Here is a 17,655-nt window from a genome sequence, read left to right as displayed (position 1 = left end):
GGGGCCGCGGCTCGCGTTCCGTCGGGACTCGATCGCCGTCGTCGGAACCGGCCCCGTCCACCCGCCGGCGAAACCCCGAGGGTTTACGGTGGCCGGCGTCGCCTCCGGTACTAGATGCCGACACATCGACGCATGCGATTCATCCGGGGACAGCTCGCCTGGATGCTCGCGGCCGTGCTCGTGCTTTCGCTACTCGGATCGTTCTCCTACGAGCTGTTTTTCGTGCTCTCGCTGATCGGCCTGCTGATCGTCACCGAACTGACGGCGCCGTTCGCGGTCACGCCCGACTGGCGCCGTCGCCTCCGGTGGCTCATCGCGCTCGGCCTCGTCGGCTTCGCGGCCGTCGTCGTCCGCCGTATCCTCGAGATCCTGCCGCCGGAGGTGTTGCCGTGGTAGCGATCGTCGACGACGGCTCGCGGGTCGACAGTGAGTTGGGCTCTCACGTCCCAGCGGAGGTGAGCCGATGACCGTCCGCGAGTGGCTCCGCGACGGCGGGGGGCTCGATTGGCCCCGCGTGCTCCTCGCTGCGCTGTCGGCCACCGTGGTCGTCGCGCTGCTCGTCGCCGCCGCGACCTCGTCGGCCGCGTTCGGTCCCTATAATCCGTCGTGGGACGGCACGTCCGAACTCCGACAGCAGACCGCGTCGGCGTCGGGCGCCGAGAGCGAACTGATCCGCGACACGGCCCGATACGGCGACTACGAGCCCAACGAGACGGTCGCGTTCGTCGTCGCCCCCGACGAGACGTACGCGGACGAGGACGTGGATCGAATCCGACAGTTCGTCGATAACGGCGGGACCCTCGTCGTCCTCGAGAACTTCGGGACGAACGGGAACCGACTGCTGGCCGACGTCGGCGCCGAGACGCGGACCGACGGCGCCGTGCTCCGGGACGAACAGGAGTACTACCGCGGGCCGACGATGCCGGTCGCGACCGGCGTCGAGAACCACACCTACACCGAGGGCGTCGACCAGTTGACGCTCAACTACGCCTCCGCGCTCGAGACGGACGAGGAGGAGGCGACCGTGCTCGTCCGGACCAGCGAGTACGCCTACCGCGACGTCAATCGCAACGACGAACTCGACGATAACGAGACGCTCGACAGCTATCCCGTCGCGGCGGTCGAGAACGTCTCGGAGGGGCAGGTCGTCGTCGTCGGGGACCCGAGCATCGCCATCAACGCGATGATCGACGAACCCGATAACGCGGCGTTCTTACAGCGACTGTCAGCCGACGCCGACCACGTGCTCATCGACCTCTCCCACTCCGAGGACCTGCCGCCGTTGACCGCCGCCGTCCTGACGGTCCGGGAACTGCCGCTGTTGCAGGTCCTCCTCGGCGCCGCGGGGATCGCCGGCATCGCGACCCTCTCGCGTCGTCGCCTCCGGCCGTCGCTCGAGCGCGTCCGGACGCGACTCGCCCGCCGGAACGACCCGGCCGACGCGTCGGTCGCCGTGCCGTCAGCGGACGACGTCGACGAGCGTCGGGCGGCCGCGCTCCGGGACCGCCACCCCGACTGGGACGAGGATCGTGTCCGGCGCGTGATAGCAGCGCTTAACCGTGACGATATGGAACCGGACGATCAATGAACGGCGACGACCCCGTCGACGGCAGTCCAATGGGCGAACCTGACGCCGAGCGAATTTACGACGCCGTCCGCGAGGAGATGGGCCGAGTGCTGATCGGCAACGAATCGGCGATCGAACACCTCACGATCGCGCTGTTTACGCGGGGCCACGTCCTCCTCGAGGGCGTTCCGGGCGTCGCGAAGACGACGCTCGCGAACCTGTTCGCCCGCGTGACCGGCCTCGACTACACCCGCATCCAGATGACGCCGGACATCCTGCCGGCGGACATCACGGGGACCCACGTCTACCGGGAGTCCCAGGGCACGTTCGAACTCCAGCGAGGACCGATCTTCGCGAACATGGTCGTCGCCGACGAGATCAACCGCGCGACGCCGAAGACCCAGTCGGCGCTGCTCGAAGCGATGCAGGAACGGCGCGTGACGATCGAGGGCGAGACGCTGGCTCTACCGACGCCCTTCATGGTCGTCGCGACGCAGAACCCGATCGAGATGGAGGGGGTCTTCGAGCTGCCGGAGGCCCAGCGCGACCGCTTCCAGTTCAAACTCACCGTCGATATCCCCGGTCGAGGGGACGAACGCGAGTTGCTCGAGCGGTTCGACGCCGACCCCGACCTCGGTCCCGAGACCGTCGACCAGGTCGTCGCGGTGTCGGACCTCCTCGCGGCGCGGGAGTCCATCTCGGAAATTCACGTCGCCGAGCCGATCAAGGAGTACGTCCTCGACCTCGTCGCGGCGACCCGGGACCACCCCGACGTCACCCACGGCGCCTCGCCTCGCGCGTCGCTGGCGTTTCTCGACGGCGCGAAGGCGCGGGCCGCGATCCACGGCCGCGAGTACGTCATCCCCGACGACGTGAAGGCCCTGACCGAGTCGATCCTCGCCCACCGGCTCGTGTTGAGCACCGACGCCGACCTGAGCGACGTGGCGCCCGCCGACGTCGTCGCGGACATCGTCGACTCGGTGACGCCGCCGGGCGCCGAAGCCGTCGAACTCCAGCCGGTGAGCGACGGCGGAACGAAGCGCGAGTAGTCGATCGAGGGCAGTCCCCGTCGATAGGCGACTCGTTTCTCGACGTTCGATTTTCGTCGGCGGACTCGAGACGCCGCTCCGTTCACAGTATAGAGTATTCGAGCCTCGTTCAATCATCCGTGGACGGCGCATCGGGATCAGTATCGCTCGTCATCAGATCCCGCTGGGTGAACCGGTTCATGTCACGTGTCGCCGCGTGCCGGATCTCCTCGACTGTGAACGTCTCGCTACCGAACCACGCGTAGCTGAGGACGGCGATCGTGACTAGTGCGGCGAGCGTTCCCGGGACTGCCGCCTCGACCGATCCCTCGCCGAAGAATTCCGGTTCCCCGAGAAGAAACCGCCAGACGATGAAGACCGCTCCGCCCACGAGCAGGCCGGGGAAACCGGCTCGCCGATCCGTCTGCTGCCAGAACAGAGCGAGCACGCCCGCGAACAACACCGACATGACGCCCATTCCGAGGTTGTCGATAACGACGATTTCAACGCCGCTGAGTGCGATGACCGCAGCGCCGATCCCGAAGACCAGAATCACTGCCCGCGTTACCCGCACGAGGTGCGTCTGCGAAACGTTCTCCATCCCGCCCCGCCATGGCACGTAGATGTCGTTTACGAAGGTGGTCGCGCCGGCGAGCAGCATCGAGTCGGCCCCGCTCATCACCGCTCCGACAGCAGCGGCTAACAGAATTCCGCCGAGAACGGGGTGCATGGTATTTTGTAGCGTCCACGCGAACGCCATCGAGGAATCGACCCCGGCGCCCTGCGCGTACGCAATTAGCCCCGCGGTAGCGGTCAGAATACCGTAGCCGGTGATAACGAGACCGGCGAGAAAGACGCCGCGCTTGGCCGTGTCGGCGTCTTTCGCCGACCACGTCCGTTGGAGGAGGTGTTGCTGTGCACCGGCGACGGTGATATACAGGAGATACCACGTCCCGATCTGGATGAGTCCCACGCCGAACCAGTCGGTATGGCCCGTCGGAAGACCGCTAGTGACTGCGCCGACGCCGCCGGTGTTTGCGAGTGAAATCGGTATCGCGGTAGCCATGCCGACGATGATAATGATCCCGTGGAGCGTATCCGCCCACGCCACTGAATTCATCCCGCCCCAGACCGTGATCCCGACGAAGACGACGGTACTCATCCAGAACGCTACGTTAAGTGGGATCTCAGTGACCGTCGCGATGATCGTCGCCATGCCGATCGTCTGGCCCGCCGTTAACGCGATCTGCCCGATTACCGTGGCGAAAGCCGCGAAGTATTTCGTCGACGGTCCGAAGACGCGCCCCAAGAGTTCCGGGACACTGACGACGTCGAACGCGTAGAGGTAGCCGATCACCAGCGAGATCGTGATCCAAGCGATCCCTTGGGTCATCGCGTACCACTGGGCGCTGATGCCGTCGAGGAACGCCTTTTGTGCAATTCCCATCGTGAGTCCCCCGCCGACGAACGTGGCGAAATACGTCATCGTGAAGGGGAGCAGGTCGAGGTTCTTCCCCGCAAGCGTAAACTCGACGTAGCCCGCACCCGCTCCTCGCCCGTACCACCAGGCGATACCGATAGTGATCACGAAGTAAGCGATCATCGCCGCGACTAGCGGATCGATCATTGTCGCATTAGTTACACATGAACGTACGGCGGTTAATGATATCCGCTGGATGTGCAACGCGCTGATTGGTGCGACAAGGCGTCTCAACCGTAGCGGTAACGGCTCTGACTGAATAGAAGGCGCAGATCCGCGACTACTCGCTCCGTTCCCTCGACTACTGAACTGCCGCCTCCGCATCCGCCGTCGACTCCGCGTCGCCGGCCGCCGTCTCGTCTTCGGGGTCGGTCTCGAGGTCCCACCGGCAGGTGACCAACCAGTCGGCCCGGTCGTCGCCCGGGGCGATCTCGAGTCGGACCGGCCGCTCGAGGCCGGCGGCGAAGCCGACGGCGAGGAAGGAGGGGATCGGATGATCGAAGCGATCGATCGGGCCGAACGCGCTGTCGCTGACCGCGATCGTGGCGCGCCCGTCGCCGGCGTCGACGTCCGACTCGGCGCTTCGCGCGAGTTCGAACTGCTCGACGAGGCCGTCGGTCAACTGGGCGGCCAGCGGCGCCGGGTCGGCGGCGAGGTCGCCGGTCAGCGCCCGCTCGAACGGCCGGAAGAGTTCGGCCCCGGTCGCCTCGAGCAGGAGGCCCCGGGAGTCGTCGTCGACGACGATCGGGCCGGCGCGCTCGTCGGGGAGCGAGTAGTCGGCGTGTTGGGGGACGTAGAGCCGGGCCGGCGCCGTCTCGCCGGGGAGGTACACCCGCTCGTCGCGGAGGCCGAGTTCGTCGCCGATCGCGGCGACGTTCGCGGTCGAGGCGGTGTAGACGCGTTCGCCCACGTCGGCCGCGACGAACCGGCTGGGCGTGAGGTAGTAGGTCAGCAGGGCGCCGAAGAGCCCGGTCGCCCCGAGCGCGACGAGCACCTCCCGCGCGTCGGGGAAGGCGAGGCTTCCCAGGGCGGCGACGATCCCGATCGCGCCGAGACCGATCGCGGTGGCCCGATACCGGGACTGGCGGGCGCGGACGTACTCCTCGCGCAGCCGTCGGTTCTCGTCGGCGAGGAGTTCGACCTGCGCGGCGAGTTCCCGACGGCCGTCGTCGGTCGTCGCCTCCGCGTCGGTGGCTGTCTCCGTCTCTGAGTCCGCGTCCGCGTCGGCGCCAGTGCTCGAGGCGGCTGCCGGCGACGCGGACGACTCGGTCGTGTCGATGTTGTTACTGCTCATGGGTCGGTGAATCGGCGTCGGCGTCTACGTTTGCGTCCGGCGGGGTGTCGACGGCGTCGGGGACGAGCCCGAGACGGACGAGTTCGTACCGGTGGAGGGCGTAGGCCGCGAGCGCGAGGAGGAAGAGGAGCGTCCCCGCGGCGGTCCAGACGGAGCGGGAGTCGGCGACGATCCAGCCCGTCCCGACGAACGCGATCGCGCTGGCGAGGACGACGACGGCGTCTCGCAGCGCCGTCGGGGTCCGGACGACGGCGGCGAGCAGGACCGCGACGAACGCGAGTTCGACGAGCAGGAACGTCTCGAGACCGATCCCGTCCGGGAACGCGGCCGCGAGCACGACGTGTCCGGCCGCGAGCGCGTACGGCGTCCCGAGCCCGTACCAGGTCAGCGCCGTCGCGAGCCCGGCCACCGCGCCGGTCGGCCCGGCGAGGAGCGCCAGCGCCGCGGTGAGGACGGCGAGTGCACCGATCGTCGGCCGGGGGCGTTCGCCCCGGGTCGCCGGATCGGCCGTCGGGGTCGCGCTCATGCGCGCTCACCTCGAGGGCGGGCGCGTCCGTCCGAGAGGACCGTCGAGAGGCGATCCTGCGGGCCGACCTCGAGGGCGGTCACGCGGGACATCCGGGCGAGGTCCCGGCGCAGGTCCTCGAACTCGACGTAGCGATCGTAGGCGTCCTCGACGTCCGCGAGGCCGTCGGGCTCGTAGAGCACCGTCGGCGCGAGCAGCACCAGCACCGAGTTGCCGTTTCCGCGGGCGAGTTTGACCGTTTCGCGGAGCTCCGCCGGCCGCGAGTCGTCAGTGAAGAGGATCGTCCACAGCCCCTCGGTGTTACCGCTGTGGGCCCGCCTGACGGCGCCGTAGAGCGGGTCCGATTCGATGCGTTCGCGGTACCCCTCCCGCGCGGCGTAGAACGGGCGAAGGGTCGCGGCGAACCGGTCGTCGTCGTCACCGAGGCCGGTGCGTTTCGCCCGGGCGTCGGCCGCGGTGAAGCCGCTGCTCCGGAGCGGCGGGGTCCGCCTCCGCCGGCTCTCCCGGTCGATTCCGCCGGCGGCCGACGGATCGGCCGTCGGCTCGAGGTCGAGCAACCGACGCCGGATCCGATCGTACGCCACCGGCGTCGTCGTCGGGTCGAGGCGAAACGTGATCCCCTCGTCGCCGACGGTACGCAGTCCGACGGGATCGCCGAGGCGGTGCGCGCTCGCGGCCGTCGCGAGCGCGACCTCGCGGAGGTAGTCGAGTTCGGTTTCGTCCGGTCGCCCCGTCGCCAGCGAGGCGCGGTGATCGACGACCAGTAGCGTCCGCCGGTCGGTCTCGGCCTCGTACTCGCGGACGTGGGGCGTCGCCAGCCTGGCCGTGGCCTTCCAGTCGATCCGATCGGCCGTATCGCCGGGCATGTACTCGCGGAGTTCCGCGGGCTCGATCCCCGACCCGAGGCGACCGGCCTCGTGTTCGCCGTAGGCCATCGTGATCCGATCGCCGCCCTCGCCGACGTGGATGGTCCGCGGACCGCGGGGCTCGACGGTGACCGTCGGGGCCGTTCCGAGCGACACCGTCTCGCGGAGGAATCCGTCCGTCGCGGTCACGGTCGGTTCGTCGAACCGGTGGTGGCCCGCGGTCGGCCACGTGACGTCGACCGTTCGGGTGGTCGCGGACGTCGTCGGATCGAGGGACAGCGAGAGCGAGTCGTCGGCCGCGGCGGCCGTCGGGAGTCCGCCCTCGATCGCGACGGCGAGCGGCGACGGCGCGGCCAGCCTCGCCGAGAGCGTGACCGGCACGGTTTCGCCCGTTCGAACGCCCGCGCGGGCGGCCGACTGCTCGACGGCCAGCGCGTCGACCGTCTCCTCGAGCGTGCGGTAGAACCGATACTGGCGCGCGACGATCCACGAGCCGACCAGCCCGGCGCCGCCGAGGAGGAGCGGACGGGCAGTAACGACTGCGACGCCCGCGAGAAAGGCCGCGAGGGAAGCGACGGCCCACAGTCGACGCGTGGGTTTCATGTCCGACCGGTCTCCGTGAATCTTGTTGAAGGTATTGGTGTTCGACGGCTGCAGCGAACGCGCTCGGCCGGCGCGGTCGGATGCGGGCGCGCCGACGAGCGCGAGCTGTCACCCTCGCAGAGAGAATAGTTTTTTGTCGTGGGCGGTGAACCGAACCCCTGTGACAAACGCCGTCGGTCGAACGCTCGTCCTCGCCTTCCTGCTCGTCTGCTTCCCGTTGAGCGCGACGGGTGGCGGAATCGCCGCCGCTTCCGCGGGGAGCGTCGACGACGGCTCGGCGCTGGCCGGCGTCGCGGCCCAACAGGAGGCGCCGGACGCCGGCGGGGACGACGCCGCTGACAACGACACCGTTCGCCACCGCAATCCCGACGAGTACGACGAAGGGGCCGATCAGGCCGAACTCGAGCGGTGGCTCTCCGACAGGCTGTCGGGACAGCTCGAAGACGGGGCGATCCAGCTCAGCGAGGGCGAGGCCGACCTCGCGAGCCAGTTCGTCGGAGAGGAGTACAGCGACAGGCTCGAGCAGTACGTCGAGGTGACCGGCGACGCCGAACGGGCCGAAGCCTTCGACCAAGCGCAGAACGAGCAGAAGCGAATGACCGAGGCGGTCAGCGAGTACGAGGAGACGAAAGAAGAGTACGAGGCGGCGCGCGAAGCGGGCGACGAGGAACGCGCCCGCGAACTCGCCCGCGAACTCGAGTCGCTGGCCGAGGAGATCGGGAACTCGAGTCAGAACGTCCAGGACCACTACGACTCGATCAGCAACGACAGCGATATCGACCTGACCGACGCCGCCGAGGAGATCGAAGACGTAAACGAGGAGGTCCAGACCGAACAGGCGGCGATTCGCGAGGAGTCGTTCGTCGAAACGGAACTGAGCATCGAGGCGACGTCCGAATACATTTCGTTTACCGACCCGCTCGTCGCGAGCGGCACGGTCGAAACCGAAAACGGAACGCCGATCGCGAACCGGGAGATCCGTCTCGAGGTCGGGAATCAGGAGATCCGAACCGAGACGGACGAAAGCGGGTGGTTCGATTTCGAGTACCGGCCGATCTCCGTGCCGCTGTCGGCCGACTCGGTGACGGTCGAGTACGTCCCCGAGAACGAATCGACGTACCTCGGGAGCGAGACCAGCGTCCCGGTCGATATCGAACAGGTCGAGCCGACGATCGCGATCGATGACGTCGAGCCCGACACCGTCGCGTACGGCGATCGCGTCGACGTCGACTACGACCTCCGCGTCGGCGACGAACGGGTCGACGACGTCCCGGTAGCCGTCTCGGTCGACGGGACGCCGATCGGACTCTTCGGCTCCAGCAACGGGTCGACCACCGGGAACTCGACGGTGCCGGCGGACGTCCCGTCCGGCGAGCGCGACCTCCGGATCTCCCTCCCCTTCGAGGATCGCGCGCTCGCGAGCGTCGCCACCTCGACGACGGTCACCGTCGCGGAAACGGAGCCCGAACTCTCCGTCTCCGCGAGTCCCACCGGCGAGCGGGAGGTCACGGTCAACGGCACGCTCGAGGCGACCGGCGGCGGCGTCGAGGGGCAATCGGTTCGACTCGTCGCCGACGGGACGGTTCTCGAGACGGTCTCGACGGACGCGGACGGCGCGTTCGGCGCCTCGGTCACGGTCCCCGAGGAGACGGCCACCGGCGAGGTGCAACTGGTCGCCGTCCACGACGACGAGGGGACCAACCTGGCGCGGACGGAGGCCGCGACGACGGTCTCCTTCCCGACGTCCGCCGACTCGCTGTTGCCCACGTGGGCCTGGCTGGCGCTCGGACTGTTCGTCGCGGCCGTCGGCGCCGGCGGCTACTGGTATCGCGATCGAGCGTCGGCGTCGGCGCCGATACCGACCGACCCGGACGAGGCCGACGACGACGCGCCGACGACGGCCGGGACGTCCGACCCCGTCTCGTCTCGGACGCTCCTGTCGCGAGCGAGCGATCAGCTCTCGAGCGGCAATCCGAACGATGCGGTCCGGGACTGCTACGCCGCCGTTCGGCAGTCCCTCGAGTCCCGGTTCGCCGCGTCCGGTCCCCTGACTCACTGGGAGTTCTACCGCCGGTACAGCGATCGGTCGGCGGACGCCGAGACGGAGTCGGCCCCGCTCCGGGACGTCACCGAGGGGTACGAACGGGCGGCGTTCGGGCCCGACGGCGTCTCCGAACGCGAAGCCGAGGCGGTCCTCGAGCGGGCTCGCGAACTGTGTTCCGAGGCGACCCGGACCGGTCCGGCTGACGATTAGCGGAGAGCGACCCTAGCGTACCGCTCGCGGCCTCAGCGCGTTTTATTATAGGTGATAAATCTAAGAATAGGGGGTGTAACTCCGGAAACCTATAAGTGACGTTCCGGAATAGGACCGGAGTAGATGGGTGAAACCACCGATTCGAACGCAACCCTCGATATCGAACAGAACGCGCCGCGTGCAATCATCCACAAACAGATTCTCGATCACGCGGAAGCGAACCCGGACGAGTCGATGGAAGCGATCGCCGACGCCGTCAGCGGCGCCACGACGTCGACGGTCGAACGCGTCCTCGAGGAGTACGGCGATCCGGCGGCCGGCTCGGCGAGCGAGCCGTCGCCGACGGACGACGCGGAACCGAACGGTGTCGAGACAGCAGTGACCGGCGCGGAATCGGTGGATTCCGAGCCGCCAGGAGACGACACCGCCCCGCCGTCGAACGAGACCGAGGTCGACGAACGGCCCTCGGATCCCGACGTCACGGTGACCGACGGCGGGGCGGCGTCGGAGACCGCCACCGCCGCAGTCACCAGCGATTCGACGACCGAGGGGCCGGCACCGACCGAACGGAACGCGGCTCGCGACGGCGAACCCGACCTCCCCATCGACCGATCGACGCTGACCGAGAAACAACGCGAGACGTTGCGGGCGATCTACGACCATCCCGACGCGACGCAGGCGGAGCTCGCCGACAGGCTCGGCGTCAGCAGCCCGACGATCAGTCAGCGCGTCAACTCGATCGACGGCTTCGACTGGTCCGACCGAAACGCGCTCGTCGCGCCGCTGTTCGAGTCCGACGGCGAGGAGGAAACACGCATGCCCCACGCCGACGACAGCGACGACGGCCCCGATGCGAGCGAGCGGGACGGCGACGACGGTTCCGGGGACGCGGCCGACGAGTCCCGCGACGAATCGAGCGATCGCACGCGGCGGCGAACCGACTCGTCCGCGTCCCGGTCGGAACGAGCGCCCGCGGACGCGGACGCGACCGACCGGGCAGACGCGGACGCGGACGCGCAACTGGCCGAACTGACCGACCGCGTCGACGAACTCGCCGACCGGCTGGCCGCGATCGAGCGCGAACTCGAGGACCGCGAGCGAGGGACGACCGACCGGGAGGGCGGCACCGAGTCGTCGGCGCTCGCCGACCCCGAGCTCGCACACAAGATCGTCCACGCGTGCGTCCACTCCGATCGGATCAGCGAGGAGGAGGAACTGCGACTGCTCCGCGACGTCACCGCGACCGGTGCGGCCACGGAGAGAGACGGCAATTCGACGAACTCCGTATAGGACTCCGATTCACGGACGTTTTCTGCCCGCCGTACTCGTCGGCTCGCAGCCGGTCGCGACGGACCTGTGCTACTATCACTCCGCTAGTCTCTCCACTAGTGCTAGAGTACTAGCGGACTAGCTCGAGTGAGAGTCACTAGTGCACTAGTATCGCTAGTGCTATCGTGTCGCCAGCGCTAGTACACCGGTTCCGATAGTCGGTAGCGGTCGGGGGCCGGACGCCGATCGCTCGAGCGACGGCTGCGAGTGGCGACGACAGCGGGTCGTGGCGACCCGTCGCACGCGACGATCGGTTCGCTTTTGGGCACGTCCACAGTACGTAGCAGCCAATGGCTGAGACGCGATCACTGGTGGCACTGCTTCCGCGGCCGGTTCGGACGCTCCCGGCCGATCTCGCCGCCGTGTTCGCACTCGTGGTCCTGACGAACGTCGCCGCGCTCGCGCCCGTGCTCCGCGAGACGTCGCTTCGCGTCCCGCTCGGGCTCGCGTTCGTCCTCTTCGTGCCCGGGTACGCGTTCATCGCGGCGCTGTTTCCCGAAGCCGGCGACGATCCGACCGGCGATCCGGAGGCCGACGGCGATAGCGACGGGGACCTCGCCGACGGTGCGAATCGCGGCCCGCTCCCGGTCGGTCCCCTCCTCGACGATCGGTCGGGGATCGACGGCATCGAACGCGTCGCCCTCTCCTTCGGTCTCAGTATCGCCGTTACCCCCCTGATCGGCCTCGTGTTGAATTTCACGCCGTGGGGAATCCGGCTGGGACCGATCATGCTCGCCATCAGCGTGTTCACCGTCGGCGCGGCCGCCGTCGCCGCCGTTCGCCGGTGGGAGCTTCCCCCGGACGAGCGGTTCCGGGTACCCTACCGCGCGTGGTACGCGGCGGGCCGCGCCGAACTGCTCGAGCCGGACACCCGCGCGGACGCCGCGTTGAACGTCGTGTTGGTCCTCTCCCTGCTGCTCGCGGTCGGCAGCGTCGGCTACGCGGTCGCGGTGCCGCCCGACGGCGAACAGTTCTCGGCCGTCTACATCCTCACCGAGGACGACGACGGCGAGCTCACGGCCGACAACTACCCGACCGAGTTCACGCAGGGCGAATCCGAGGAGATCGTCCTCGGGGTCGACAACCACGAACACCGGACCGTCGACTACACCGCCGTTCTGGTCGAACAGCGGGTCTCGGTCGCGGACAACGAGACGACCGTCGAGGAGCAACGCGAACTCGACCGGTTCGAGACCCGGCTCGGCCACAACGAGAGCTGGCACCATCAACACGAGCTCGAGCCGACGATGACCGGGGAGAACGTTCGGCTCGTCTGGCTGCTCTACCCCGGCGGGGACGTCCCCGAGGAGCCGTCGGCGGACACGACGGAGTACTCGGCGCACCTCTGGGTCAACGTGAGCGAGGAGTGACGGAACCGACTGGAACTGACAGCCAGCAGACGATAGCTACTCGAGCGGACGGCCATTGCGGAGAGGAGTGCTCGAGCGGACAGCGGTCGCGGAGGAGAGGTACTCGAGCGACTACTGGTTCTTTGGCGGCCGTCGGGCTCGAGTCGAGCCGGTGCGTTTCGAACCGGCACCCGTAACTGAACGTTTCCGTACCGCGACCGGGGTACGCGGCTCCCGTCGTCCGTTCGCGGCGGTAAGGGTCATATTACCGTCACTTGAACGATTCCGTCCGGATACCGACCGTCGACCGCGAAAATCGATCCGACCGAACGGGATCGCAACTGCCGTCATCGGCGACGACGGCGCCCCGTTCGAACATATTTCGTAATTACAGACCGTCCGCCCGACGATAACGGGCGTTTATGACAGGTTTCTCCATGGGTAGGTGTGGATGACAGATCCCAGTGCGAACGACGCCGATCGACGATTCGGTCGACGGTCGACGCTCCTCGGTCTCGGGGGGCTCGTTCTCGGCGGTATCGCGAGCGGACCGACCGTTCTCGGCGACGAGGACGGAGGGACGACGGGCCGGTACGAGTCCGACGACGAGCGCTCGGGAGCGTCACCGCAACGGCTTCTCGGCCGACTGCGGACCGAAGCGTTCGTCGTCGATACGGACGGAAGCGGTTCGCTCACGACCGAGACGCAACTGGTCGGCGATCCGTCGGGGGAGCGCCGAGACGCTGCGGTTCACGTGACGTCCCGCGGCGAGTCTTCCCGCGACTACGTCGCCGCGGGAATCGACCTCCGAGCGGACTCGCTCACGCTCGCTGCTGTCGGCGGCGACGCACCGATCGCCTACGACTACTACAAGGACGCGGAGACGACCCGCCGCGTGCCCGACGACGCGTTTCTCTTCCTGCAGACGGGGCCGACCGCGTTCGCCGTCGCGGTCCGCGGCGCCGACGCCGAGCGGTCCGGAACGTGGGAGACGCGCGCGGTCTCGAGCGAACTGACCGCGGACGGCTGGCGGGCGATCGAGGTCGACGCGGGCGAGCTCGACCTCGGGATGCTCCAGCGACAGCTCGCCGGTAGCGGCGTCGATATCGCCGATATCGGCGGATTGATAGCGATGGTCTCGGGCGGTATCGAGTCCGTCTCGGACCTCACCGATCGGTTCGGCGGCGACGCCGCCGTCCTCGGACTGGGGATCGGCACCGGCGCCCTGGACGGCGCGGTGACCGAGGCCTATTACAACGGGCTCGAGGTCGCCGGCGAGGAGCGGCCGCTTCCGGCCGCGCTCGCCGTGGACCCCTCGTTCAGCGCTCCGCACGGACGGGGCGGCGGTCGGTTCACGGCGTCGTTCTCGCTGGCCGCGGACGAACGGATCGTTTCCGCGTCGGATATCGATCCGGATTCGGTCCGGCTCGCCCCCTACTCGCCCGTCTCACCGCCGATACCGGGGACCCCGTGGGCGAACGACGCCGCGACCGCGGACGGCGTCGACGTCTCGGACGGGACCGTCCGCGCCGAGTTCGTTCCCGGACGGGTCCGGCGCTCGCTGCAGGGCGACCGGTCACGACCGCTCGTCGTCTACGGCGATTTCGACGTGCCCGAACCGTACACGTTCGTCGGCGTCGGCGAACTCTAGGCCGGCGACCGAAGACGCGGGGCGCTATCGGCCGGTTCCGTCCCTTTCCCGCGACCGTCTCCGGCTCGGGTCGCGGCCCGCACCGGCCCGGAGTCACTCCGCGAGGTGCTCGAGGCGAGCGTACCGACTGGTTCGCCAGCCGGCGACGGCGGCGCCGAGCGTGCCGACGACGACCGCGATCGCCCCGCCGGCGAGGTAGACGATCGGCGGCGTCCGCAACAGGTTCTCGAAGCCGACCAGCGAGGCGGCGAGGTGGTTCAAGGCGAACGCGGTCGGGGGCGTCGCGAGCAGTCCGAGGAGGCCGCCGCAGAGCCCGAGCACGATCCCCTGGCCGCCGATGATCCCCGTGAGGAGCCACCGCGAGAGCCCGAGCGCGCGCAACGCCGCCAGCTCCCCGCGCTGTCGGGACGCGACCAGCGCCAGGAGGTTGACCGTCAACACCACGCCCGCGACGACGGCGAGCACGACGAGGGCGGTCCCGCTGGCCAGCAAGAGGACCTGATCTTCGAACATCGACTCGAACTGTTCCTCGCTCGTGCGCACGTCGTACTCCGGATGCGCCGCCTGTATCTCGTCGCTGACGGCGCCTCGGTCGGCGCCGGGAGCGACGGTCGCGGTCACGAAGGCCGCGCGATCCGATCCCGTCGTCCCGGTGATCTCCTGGAGTTCGCTCAGCGGCATCGTCGCGGTCGTGGTCCCCAGGAACTGCGAGTACGACGAGGAAATCCCGACGACGGTGAACTCCTCCTCGGCCGCGGTCGACGGGCTCGTCCCGACGTAGATCGTGTCGCCGACCTCGAGGTCGAACCGCTCGGCCATGCGCGGGTCCACGATCACTTCGCGGGTCATCGGCCCGTCGTAGTCGCCCTCGCCGTAGTGGACGTCCCCCTCCGAGAAGCCGTCGCCCTCCTCGAGGGTCAGCCCGCCGTGTTCGCTCGGCACCCCGACGCCCGAGACGAGTTCGAGCTCCGACGGCTCCGGCTCCGTGCCCACGTAGATCGCGTGAAACGCGATCGGCGACGCGCTCTGGACGTCCTCGCGCTCCTCGACGTCGGCCGCGAGTTGATGGGAGTCGGCGATCGGGTTCTCCATGCCGCCGCCGGCCGTGAGTTCGACCGCGCCGCCCGAGATCCAGACGTCCTGGTCGGCCTCGTCGAACCGATCCTGTCCGGTCTCGAGGACGCCGAGGCCGAGCCCCGCGAGCAGGGTCACCGCGAGGACGGCCAGCGCGATCGCGACGATCACCAGTACGGAGCGACCGATCTCGTGGCGGAGCTGGGCCGCCGAGAGGCGCGCGGTCGCGGCGAGTTTGCGGAGTCTGTGAGCCATGGTTACTGTCTGAGTTCGGCGACGACGTCCGTTTTCGTCGTGAGGTACAGCGGGTAGGGAAGCGCGAACAGGCCGGCGACGACGGCGATCGCGAGCGCGTACGGGACGAACAGCGGATCGGTCGTCGCGATCGGCGACGACGTCACCGTCGACGTCGCGATCCAGTTCGTGACCGCGACGCCCGCGTAGCCGAGCGCGATCCCGACCGCGGCGCCGACGACCGTCAGCGTCAGCGTCATCACGGCGACGACGGCGAGCCGCGAGCGGCCGGGGAAGCCGACCGCCGAGAGGACGGCGAGGGTCCGGCGTTCGCGTTCGACGAGCAGCCCCGTCGCGGTCGTGACGAACAGCGTACAGATGCCGATCCCGACGATCAGCGTGATGAGGCTCGTCGCCAGCGCGAGGTCGTCCTCCTGGAGCGCGGCCAGCCCGGGCTCGGTGCCCGACTCGACCGTCGCGTTCGGATACGTCTCCTCGATGGCCTCGTGAGCGTCGTCCGAGTCCGTGCCCACGAGCACCTGATCGGCCAGGTCCTCGTCGTCGGCGCCGGTCAGCGTCTGGAGTTCGCTCAACCGGAGGACCACCACCGGGAGGCCGTCCGAGAGGCTCGCGGTGTCGGCCTCCTCGACGGCGGTCACCTCGTAGGTTCCGGCGCTGGCGTTGGCGGTCATCTGCGACCCCCTGACCACCAGCGACGCCCCCTCGGACGCCTCGAGCTGGTCGGACGCCGCCGTCGAGAGGACGACGTCGCCGGTTCGGGTGCCGTCGTAGCTCCCGTTCGCGTAGTGGGGATCGCCCGGCTCCAGCGGGTCCGTCGGGACGCCGCCGACCGGCGGCGACGACTCGCGCGGGACGACACCGACGGCCATGACGTTCACCGACCCGTTCCCCTCGGGCGATCGGGCCTGGACGACCTCCATGAGCACCGGCGTCGCGTAGTCGACGTCGGCCCGGTCGTCGATCGTCTCGGTTCGGTCGTGGACGTCGCTGAGCCGCGGCCCCTCGACCCCGACGACCGGGGAGAAGGTGCCGCCCTCGTGGGGCACGACGCGGAGATCGGCCTCGTTGTCGTCGGCAGCCGTGTCGCCCGCGAGCGCGACGCTGATCCCGGTGACGATCACGAGGAGCGCGATCGTGATCGCGACGAGACCGACCGTCACGGCGGTCCGGCGCGGCGTCCGCCGGGCCTGCGTGGCGATCCGGCCGGCGGCGAAGCGAACGAGGGCGAGCCAGCGGCCGAGCGCGGAGCGGTCGCTCGACTCCTCATCGACCATCGTCGACCACCGCTCCGTCGAGAAGGGAAATCGCGCGCTCCGTGCGGTCGACCGCCCGCTCGTCGTGGGTCGCCAGAACGACGGTTCGCTCCTCGGCGGCGTCGACGAGATCGTCGAGGACGGCCATCCCCGTTTCCGTGTCCAGTTCCCCCGTCGGTTCGTCGGCCAGGATCACGTCGGGGTCGGTCACCAGCGCGCGGGCGATGGCGACGCGTTGCCGTTCGCCGCCGCTGAGTTCGCCGGGTCGGTGGGTGGTCCGGTCGCCCAGCCCGACCTGCTCGAGCCGCCGTTCGGCCCTTCGGCGTCGTTCCGCTCGGCCGTAGCCTAACTGCACGAGCGGCAGGGCGACGTTCGCGACGGCCGTCAGCGACGGGAGGAGGTGGAACTGCTGGAAAACGAGGCCGACCCGCTCGCGGCGGAGTCGGGTTCGTTCGCGTTCGGAGCGGGCGGTGAGATCGTCCCCGAGGAGTTCGACGGTTCCGTCGTCGGGCACGATCAGGCCGGCGAGCACGTGCAGGACCGTCGACTTCCCGCTGCCGCTGGGCCCGATCAGCCCGACGACCTCGCCGGTCTCGATCTCGAGGGAGACGTCCTCGAGGGCGGTGACCGACCGATCGGAGCCGGACCCGATCCAGCCGGACCGCCCATCGTACTCGTGGATGACGCCGTCACAGCGGATCGTGACGGATCGATCGGGCGATACGCGGGCGTCGCTCCTCGCGGACGATTCGCTTGCCATGTTCGGATGGGACGATCATCACGTCCACCCCTTCGGCCATAGTTTGCATCCGCCTAACTCGGGGCGGGAGAACGCAATCGTCAGCTCCGGGGCGCCGCCGTCGGTTGTCTCTCGCTCAATTGCGGGTCTCGACCGCCGAAACTGCACGTCCCTCTGATCCGGATTCGGCGGCCGTTACGCGAGCCGTACGCCACCGTCACGACATTGATATCTCCGTAGTTTTCCGGAATTTTTCTCGACCTCGGCCTTCCGATTAGGGGCGCCCTCTCCAGTATTATCCCTAGTTACGGATGTCATAACTTCCTCGAGCAGACAAATATTATATTGAGAAACATTCATTAGTGCTTACTGTAACTGTTGCAGCAT

At 68.8% G+C, this 17,655-nt stretch carries 14 protein-coding genes; 7 read left to right on the top strand and 7 right to left on the bottom strand.

From position 1 onward, the window contains the following. Window positions 1–132: 132 nt before the first annotated feature. The 3 genes from HTZ84_RS10815 (at window position 133) to HTZ84_RS10805 (ending at window position 2,616) form a co-directional block, all read left to right on the top strand. The gene (locus tag HTZ84_RS10815; RefSeq protein ID WP_174682571.1) at window positions 133–396 is read left to right on the top strand and encodes a hypothetical protein; all 264 of its coding nucleotides are present in this window, start codon (window positions 133–135) and stop codon (window positions 394–396) included. Window positions 397–463: 67 nt separating this feature from the next. Then, window positions 464–1,588, top strand: coding sequence for a DUF4350 domain-containing protein (locus tag HTZ84_RS10810; RefSeq protein WP_174680684.1), 1,125 nt, complete (start codon window positions 464–466; stop codon window positions 1,586–1,588). Then, window positions 1,585–2,616: an AAA family ATPase gene (locus HTZ84_RS10805; protein WP_174680683.1), complete on the top strand. Its 1,032-nt coding sequence runs from the start codon at window positions 1,585–1,587 to the stop codon at window positions 2,614–2,616. The genes HTZ84_RS10810 and HTZ84_RS10805 overlap by 4 nt, the downstream gene beginning before the upstream one ends. A gap of 109 nt (window positions 2,617–2,725) precedes the next feature. Here the strand turns inward: HTZ84_RS10805 and HTZ84_RS10800 are convergent, their stop codons facing one another. From HTZ84_RS10800 to HTZ84_RS10785, 4 genes are all read right to left on the bottom strand, one after another. Beyond that, window positions 2,726–4,222, bottom strand: coding sequence for a sodium:solute symporter family protein (locus HTZ84_RS10800; protein WP_174680682.1), 1,497 nt, complete (start codon window positions 4,220–4,222; stop codon window positions 2,726–2,728). A 154-nt stretch (window positions 4,223–4,376) separates the two neighbouring features. Beyond that, window positions 4,377–5,369 carry a hypothetical protein gene (locus tag HTZ84_RS10795; RefSeq protein ID WP_174680681.1) on the bottom strand — a complete coding sequence of 331 codons (993 nt, stop codon included), beginning with the start codon at window positions 5,367–5,369 and terminating at the stop codon, window positions 4,377–4,379. Beyond that, window positions 5,359–5,895 carry a hypothetical protein gene (locus HTZ84_RS10790; RefSeq protein WP_174680680.1) on the bottom strand — a complete coding sequence of 179 codons (537 nt, stop codon included), beginning with the start codon at window positions 5,893–5,895 and terminating at the stop codon, window positions 5,359–5,361. The genes HTZ84_RS10795 and HTZ84_RS10790 overlap by 11 nt, the downstream gene beginning before the upstream one ends. Beyond that, complete coding sequence (locus HTZ84_RS10785; protein ID WP_174680679.1) at window positions 5,892–7,364, bottom strand: DUF58 domain-containing protein; 1,473 nt, start codon at window positions 7,362–7,364, stop codon at window positions 5,892–5,894. The genes HTZ84_RS10790 and HTZ84_RS10785 overlap by 4 nt, the downstream gene beginning before the upstream one ends. Before the next feature lie 160 nt (window positions 7,365–7,524). Here HTZ84_RS10785 and HTZ84_RS10780 point away from each other — a divergent pair, with 160 nt between their 5' ends. The 4 genes from HTZ84_RS10780 (at window position 7,525) to HTZ84_RS10765 (ending at window position 13,947) form a co-directional block, all read left to right on the top strand. Then, on the top strand, window positions 7,525–9,618 hold the full coding sequence (locus HTZ84_RS10780) for a hypothetical protein (RefSeq protein ID WP_174680678.1): 2,094 nt from the start codon (window positions 7,525–7,527) through the stop codon (window positions 9,616–9,618). 123 nt (window positions 9,619–9,741) lie between these two features. After that, a complete protein-coding gene (locus HTZ84_RS10775) occupies window positions 9,742–10,908 on the top strand; it encodes a winged helix-turn-helix transcriptional regulator (protein WP_217468214.1) in 1,167 nt (388 codons plus the stop codon). Between the two features lie 329 nt (window positions 10,909–11,237). Further along, window positions 11,238–12,317: a DUF1616 domain-containing protein gene (locus tag HTZ84_RS10770; RefSeq protein WP_174680677.1), complete on the top strand. Its 1,080-nt coding sequence runs from the start codon at window positions 11,238–11,240 to the stop codon at window positions 12,315–12,317. Window positions 12,318–12,747: 430 nt separating this feature from the next. Next, window positions 12,748–13,947: a hypothetical protein gene (locus HTZ84_RS10765; RefSeq protein ID WP_174680676.1), complete on the top strand. Its 1,200-nt coding sequence runs from the start codon at window positions 12,748–12,750 to the stop codon at window positions 13,945–13,947. A gap of 93 nt (window positions 13,948–14,040) precedes the next feature. On the opposite strand, the gene HTZ84_RS10760 is transcribed toward HTZ84_RS10765, so the two are convergent. The 3 genes from HTZ84_RS10760 to HTZ84_RS10750 are packed head-to-tail and all read right to left on the bottom strand — an operon-like array spanning window position 14,041 to window position 17,289. Beyond that, entirely contained in the window at window positions 14,041–15,276 is a 1,236-nt protein-coding gene (locus HTZ84_RS10760; RefSeq protein WP_174680675.1) for an ABC transporter permease, read from the bottom strand. A 2-nt stretch (window positions 15,277–15,278) separates the two neighbouring features. Then, on the bottom strand, window positions 15,279–16,550 hold the full coding sequence (locus tag HTZ84_RS10755) for an ABC transporter permease (RefSeq protein ID WP_174680674.1): 1,272 nt from the start codon (window positions 16,548–16,550) through the stop codon (window positions 15,279–15,281). Next, window positions 16,540–17,289 (bottom strand): ABC transporter ATP-binding protein, encoded by a 750-nt coding sequence (locus HTZ84_RS10750; RefSeq protein ID WP_174680673.1) that lies wholly within the window; start codon window positions 17,287–17,289, stop codon window positions 16,540–16,542. The genes HTZ84_RS10755 and HTZ84_RS10750 overlap by 11 nt, the downstream gene beginning before the upstream one ends. Window positions 17,290–17,655 lie beyond the last annotated feature (366 nt).

The organism is Haloterrigena gelatinilytica (assembly GCF_013342145.1).
Taxonomy (GTDB): Archaea; Halobacteriota; Halobacteria; order Halobacteriales; family Natrialbaceae; genus Haloterrigena; species Haloterrigena gelatinilytica.
The sequence above is the reverse complement of the archived record's forward strand: the minus strand, read 5'-3'. Positions and strand labels throughout refer to the sequence as shown.

Coding starts and splice junctions, on each gene's coding strand:
- HTZ84_RS10815 (WP_174682571.1), top strand. CDS start 133: ATGCGATTCATCCGGGGACAGCTCGCCTGGATGCTCGCGGCCGTGCTC.
- HTZ84_RS10810 (WP_174680684.1), top strand. CDS start 464: ATGACCGTCCGCGAGTGGCTCCGCGACGGCGGGGGGCTCGATTGGCCC.
- HTZ84_RS10805 (WP_174680683.1), top strand. CDS start 1,585: ATGAACGGCGACGACCCCGTCGACGGCAGTCCAATGGGCGAACCTGAC.
- HTZ84_RS10800 (WP_174680682.1), bottom strand. CDS start 4,222: ATGATCGATCCGCTAGTCGCGGCGATGATCGCTTACTTCGTGATCACT.
- HTZ84_RS10795 (WP_174680681.1), bottom strand. CDS start 5,369: ATGAGCAGTAACAACATCGACACGACCGAGTCGTCCGCGTCGCCGGCA.
- HTZ84_RS10790 (WP_174680680.1), bottom strand. CDS start 5,895: ATGAGCGCGACCCCGACGGCCGATCCGGCGACCCGGGGCGAACGCCCC.
- HTZ84_RS10785 (WP_174680679.1), bottom strand. CDS start 7,364: ATGAAACCCACGCGTCGACTGTGGGCCGTCGCTTCCCTCGCGGCCTTT.
- HTZ84_RS10775 (WP_217468214.1), top strand. CDS start 9,742: ATGGGTGAAACCACCGATTCGAACGCAACCCTCGATATCGAACAGAAC.
- HTZ84_RS10770 (WP_174680677.1), top strand. CDS start 11,238: ATGGCTGAGACGCGATCACTGGTGGCACTGCTTCCGCGGCCGGTTCGG.
- HTZ84_RS10765 (WP_174680676.1), top strand. CDS start 12,748: ATGACAGATCCCAGTGCGAACGACGCCGATCGACGATTCGGTCGACGG.
- HTZ84_RS10760 (WP_174680675.1), bottom strand. CDS start 15,276: ATGGCTCACAGACTCCGCAAACTCGCCGCGACCGCGCGCCTCTCGGCG.
- HTZ84_RS10755 (WP_174680674.1), bottom strand. CDS start 16,550: ATGGTCGATGAGGAGTCGAGCGACCGCTCCGCGCTCGGCCGCTGGCTC.
- HTZ84_RS10750 (WP_174680673.1), bottom strand. CDS start 17,289: ATGGCAAGCGAATCGTCCGCGAGGAGCGACGCCCGCGTATCGCCCGAT.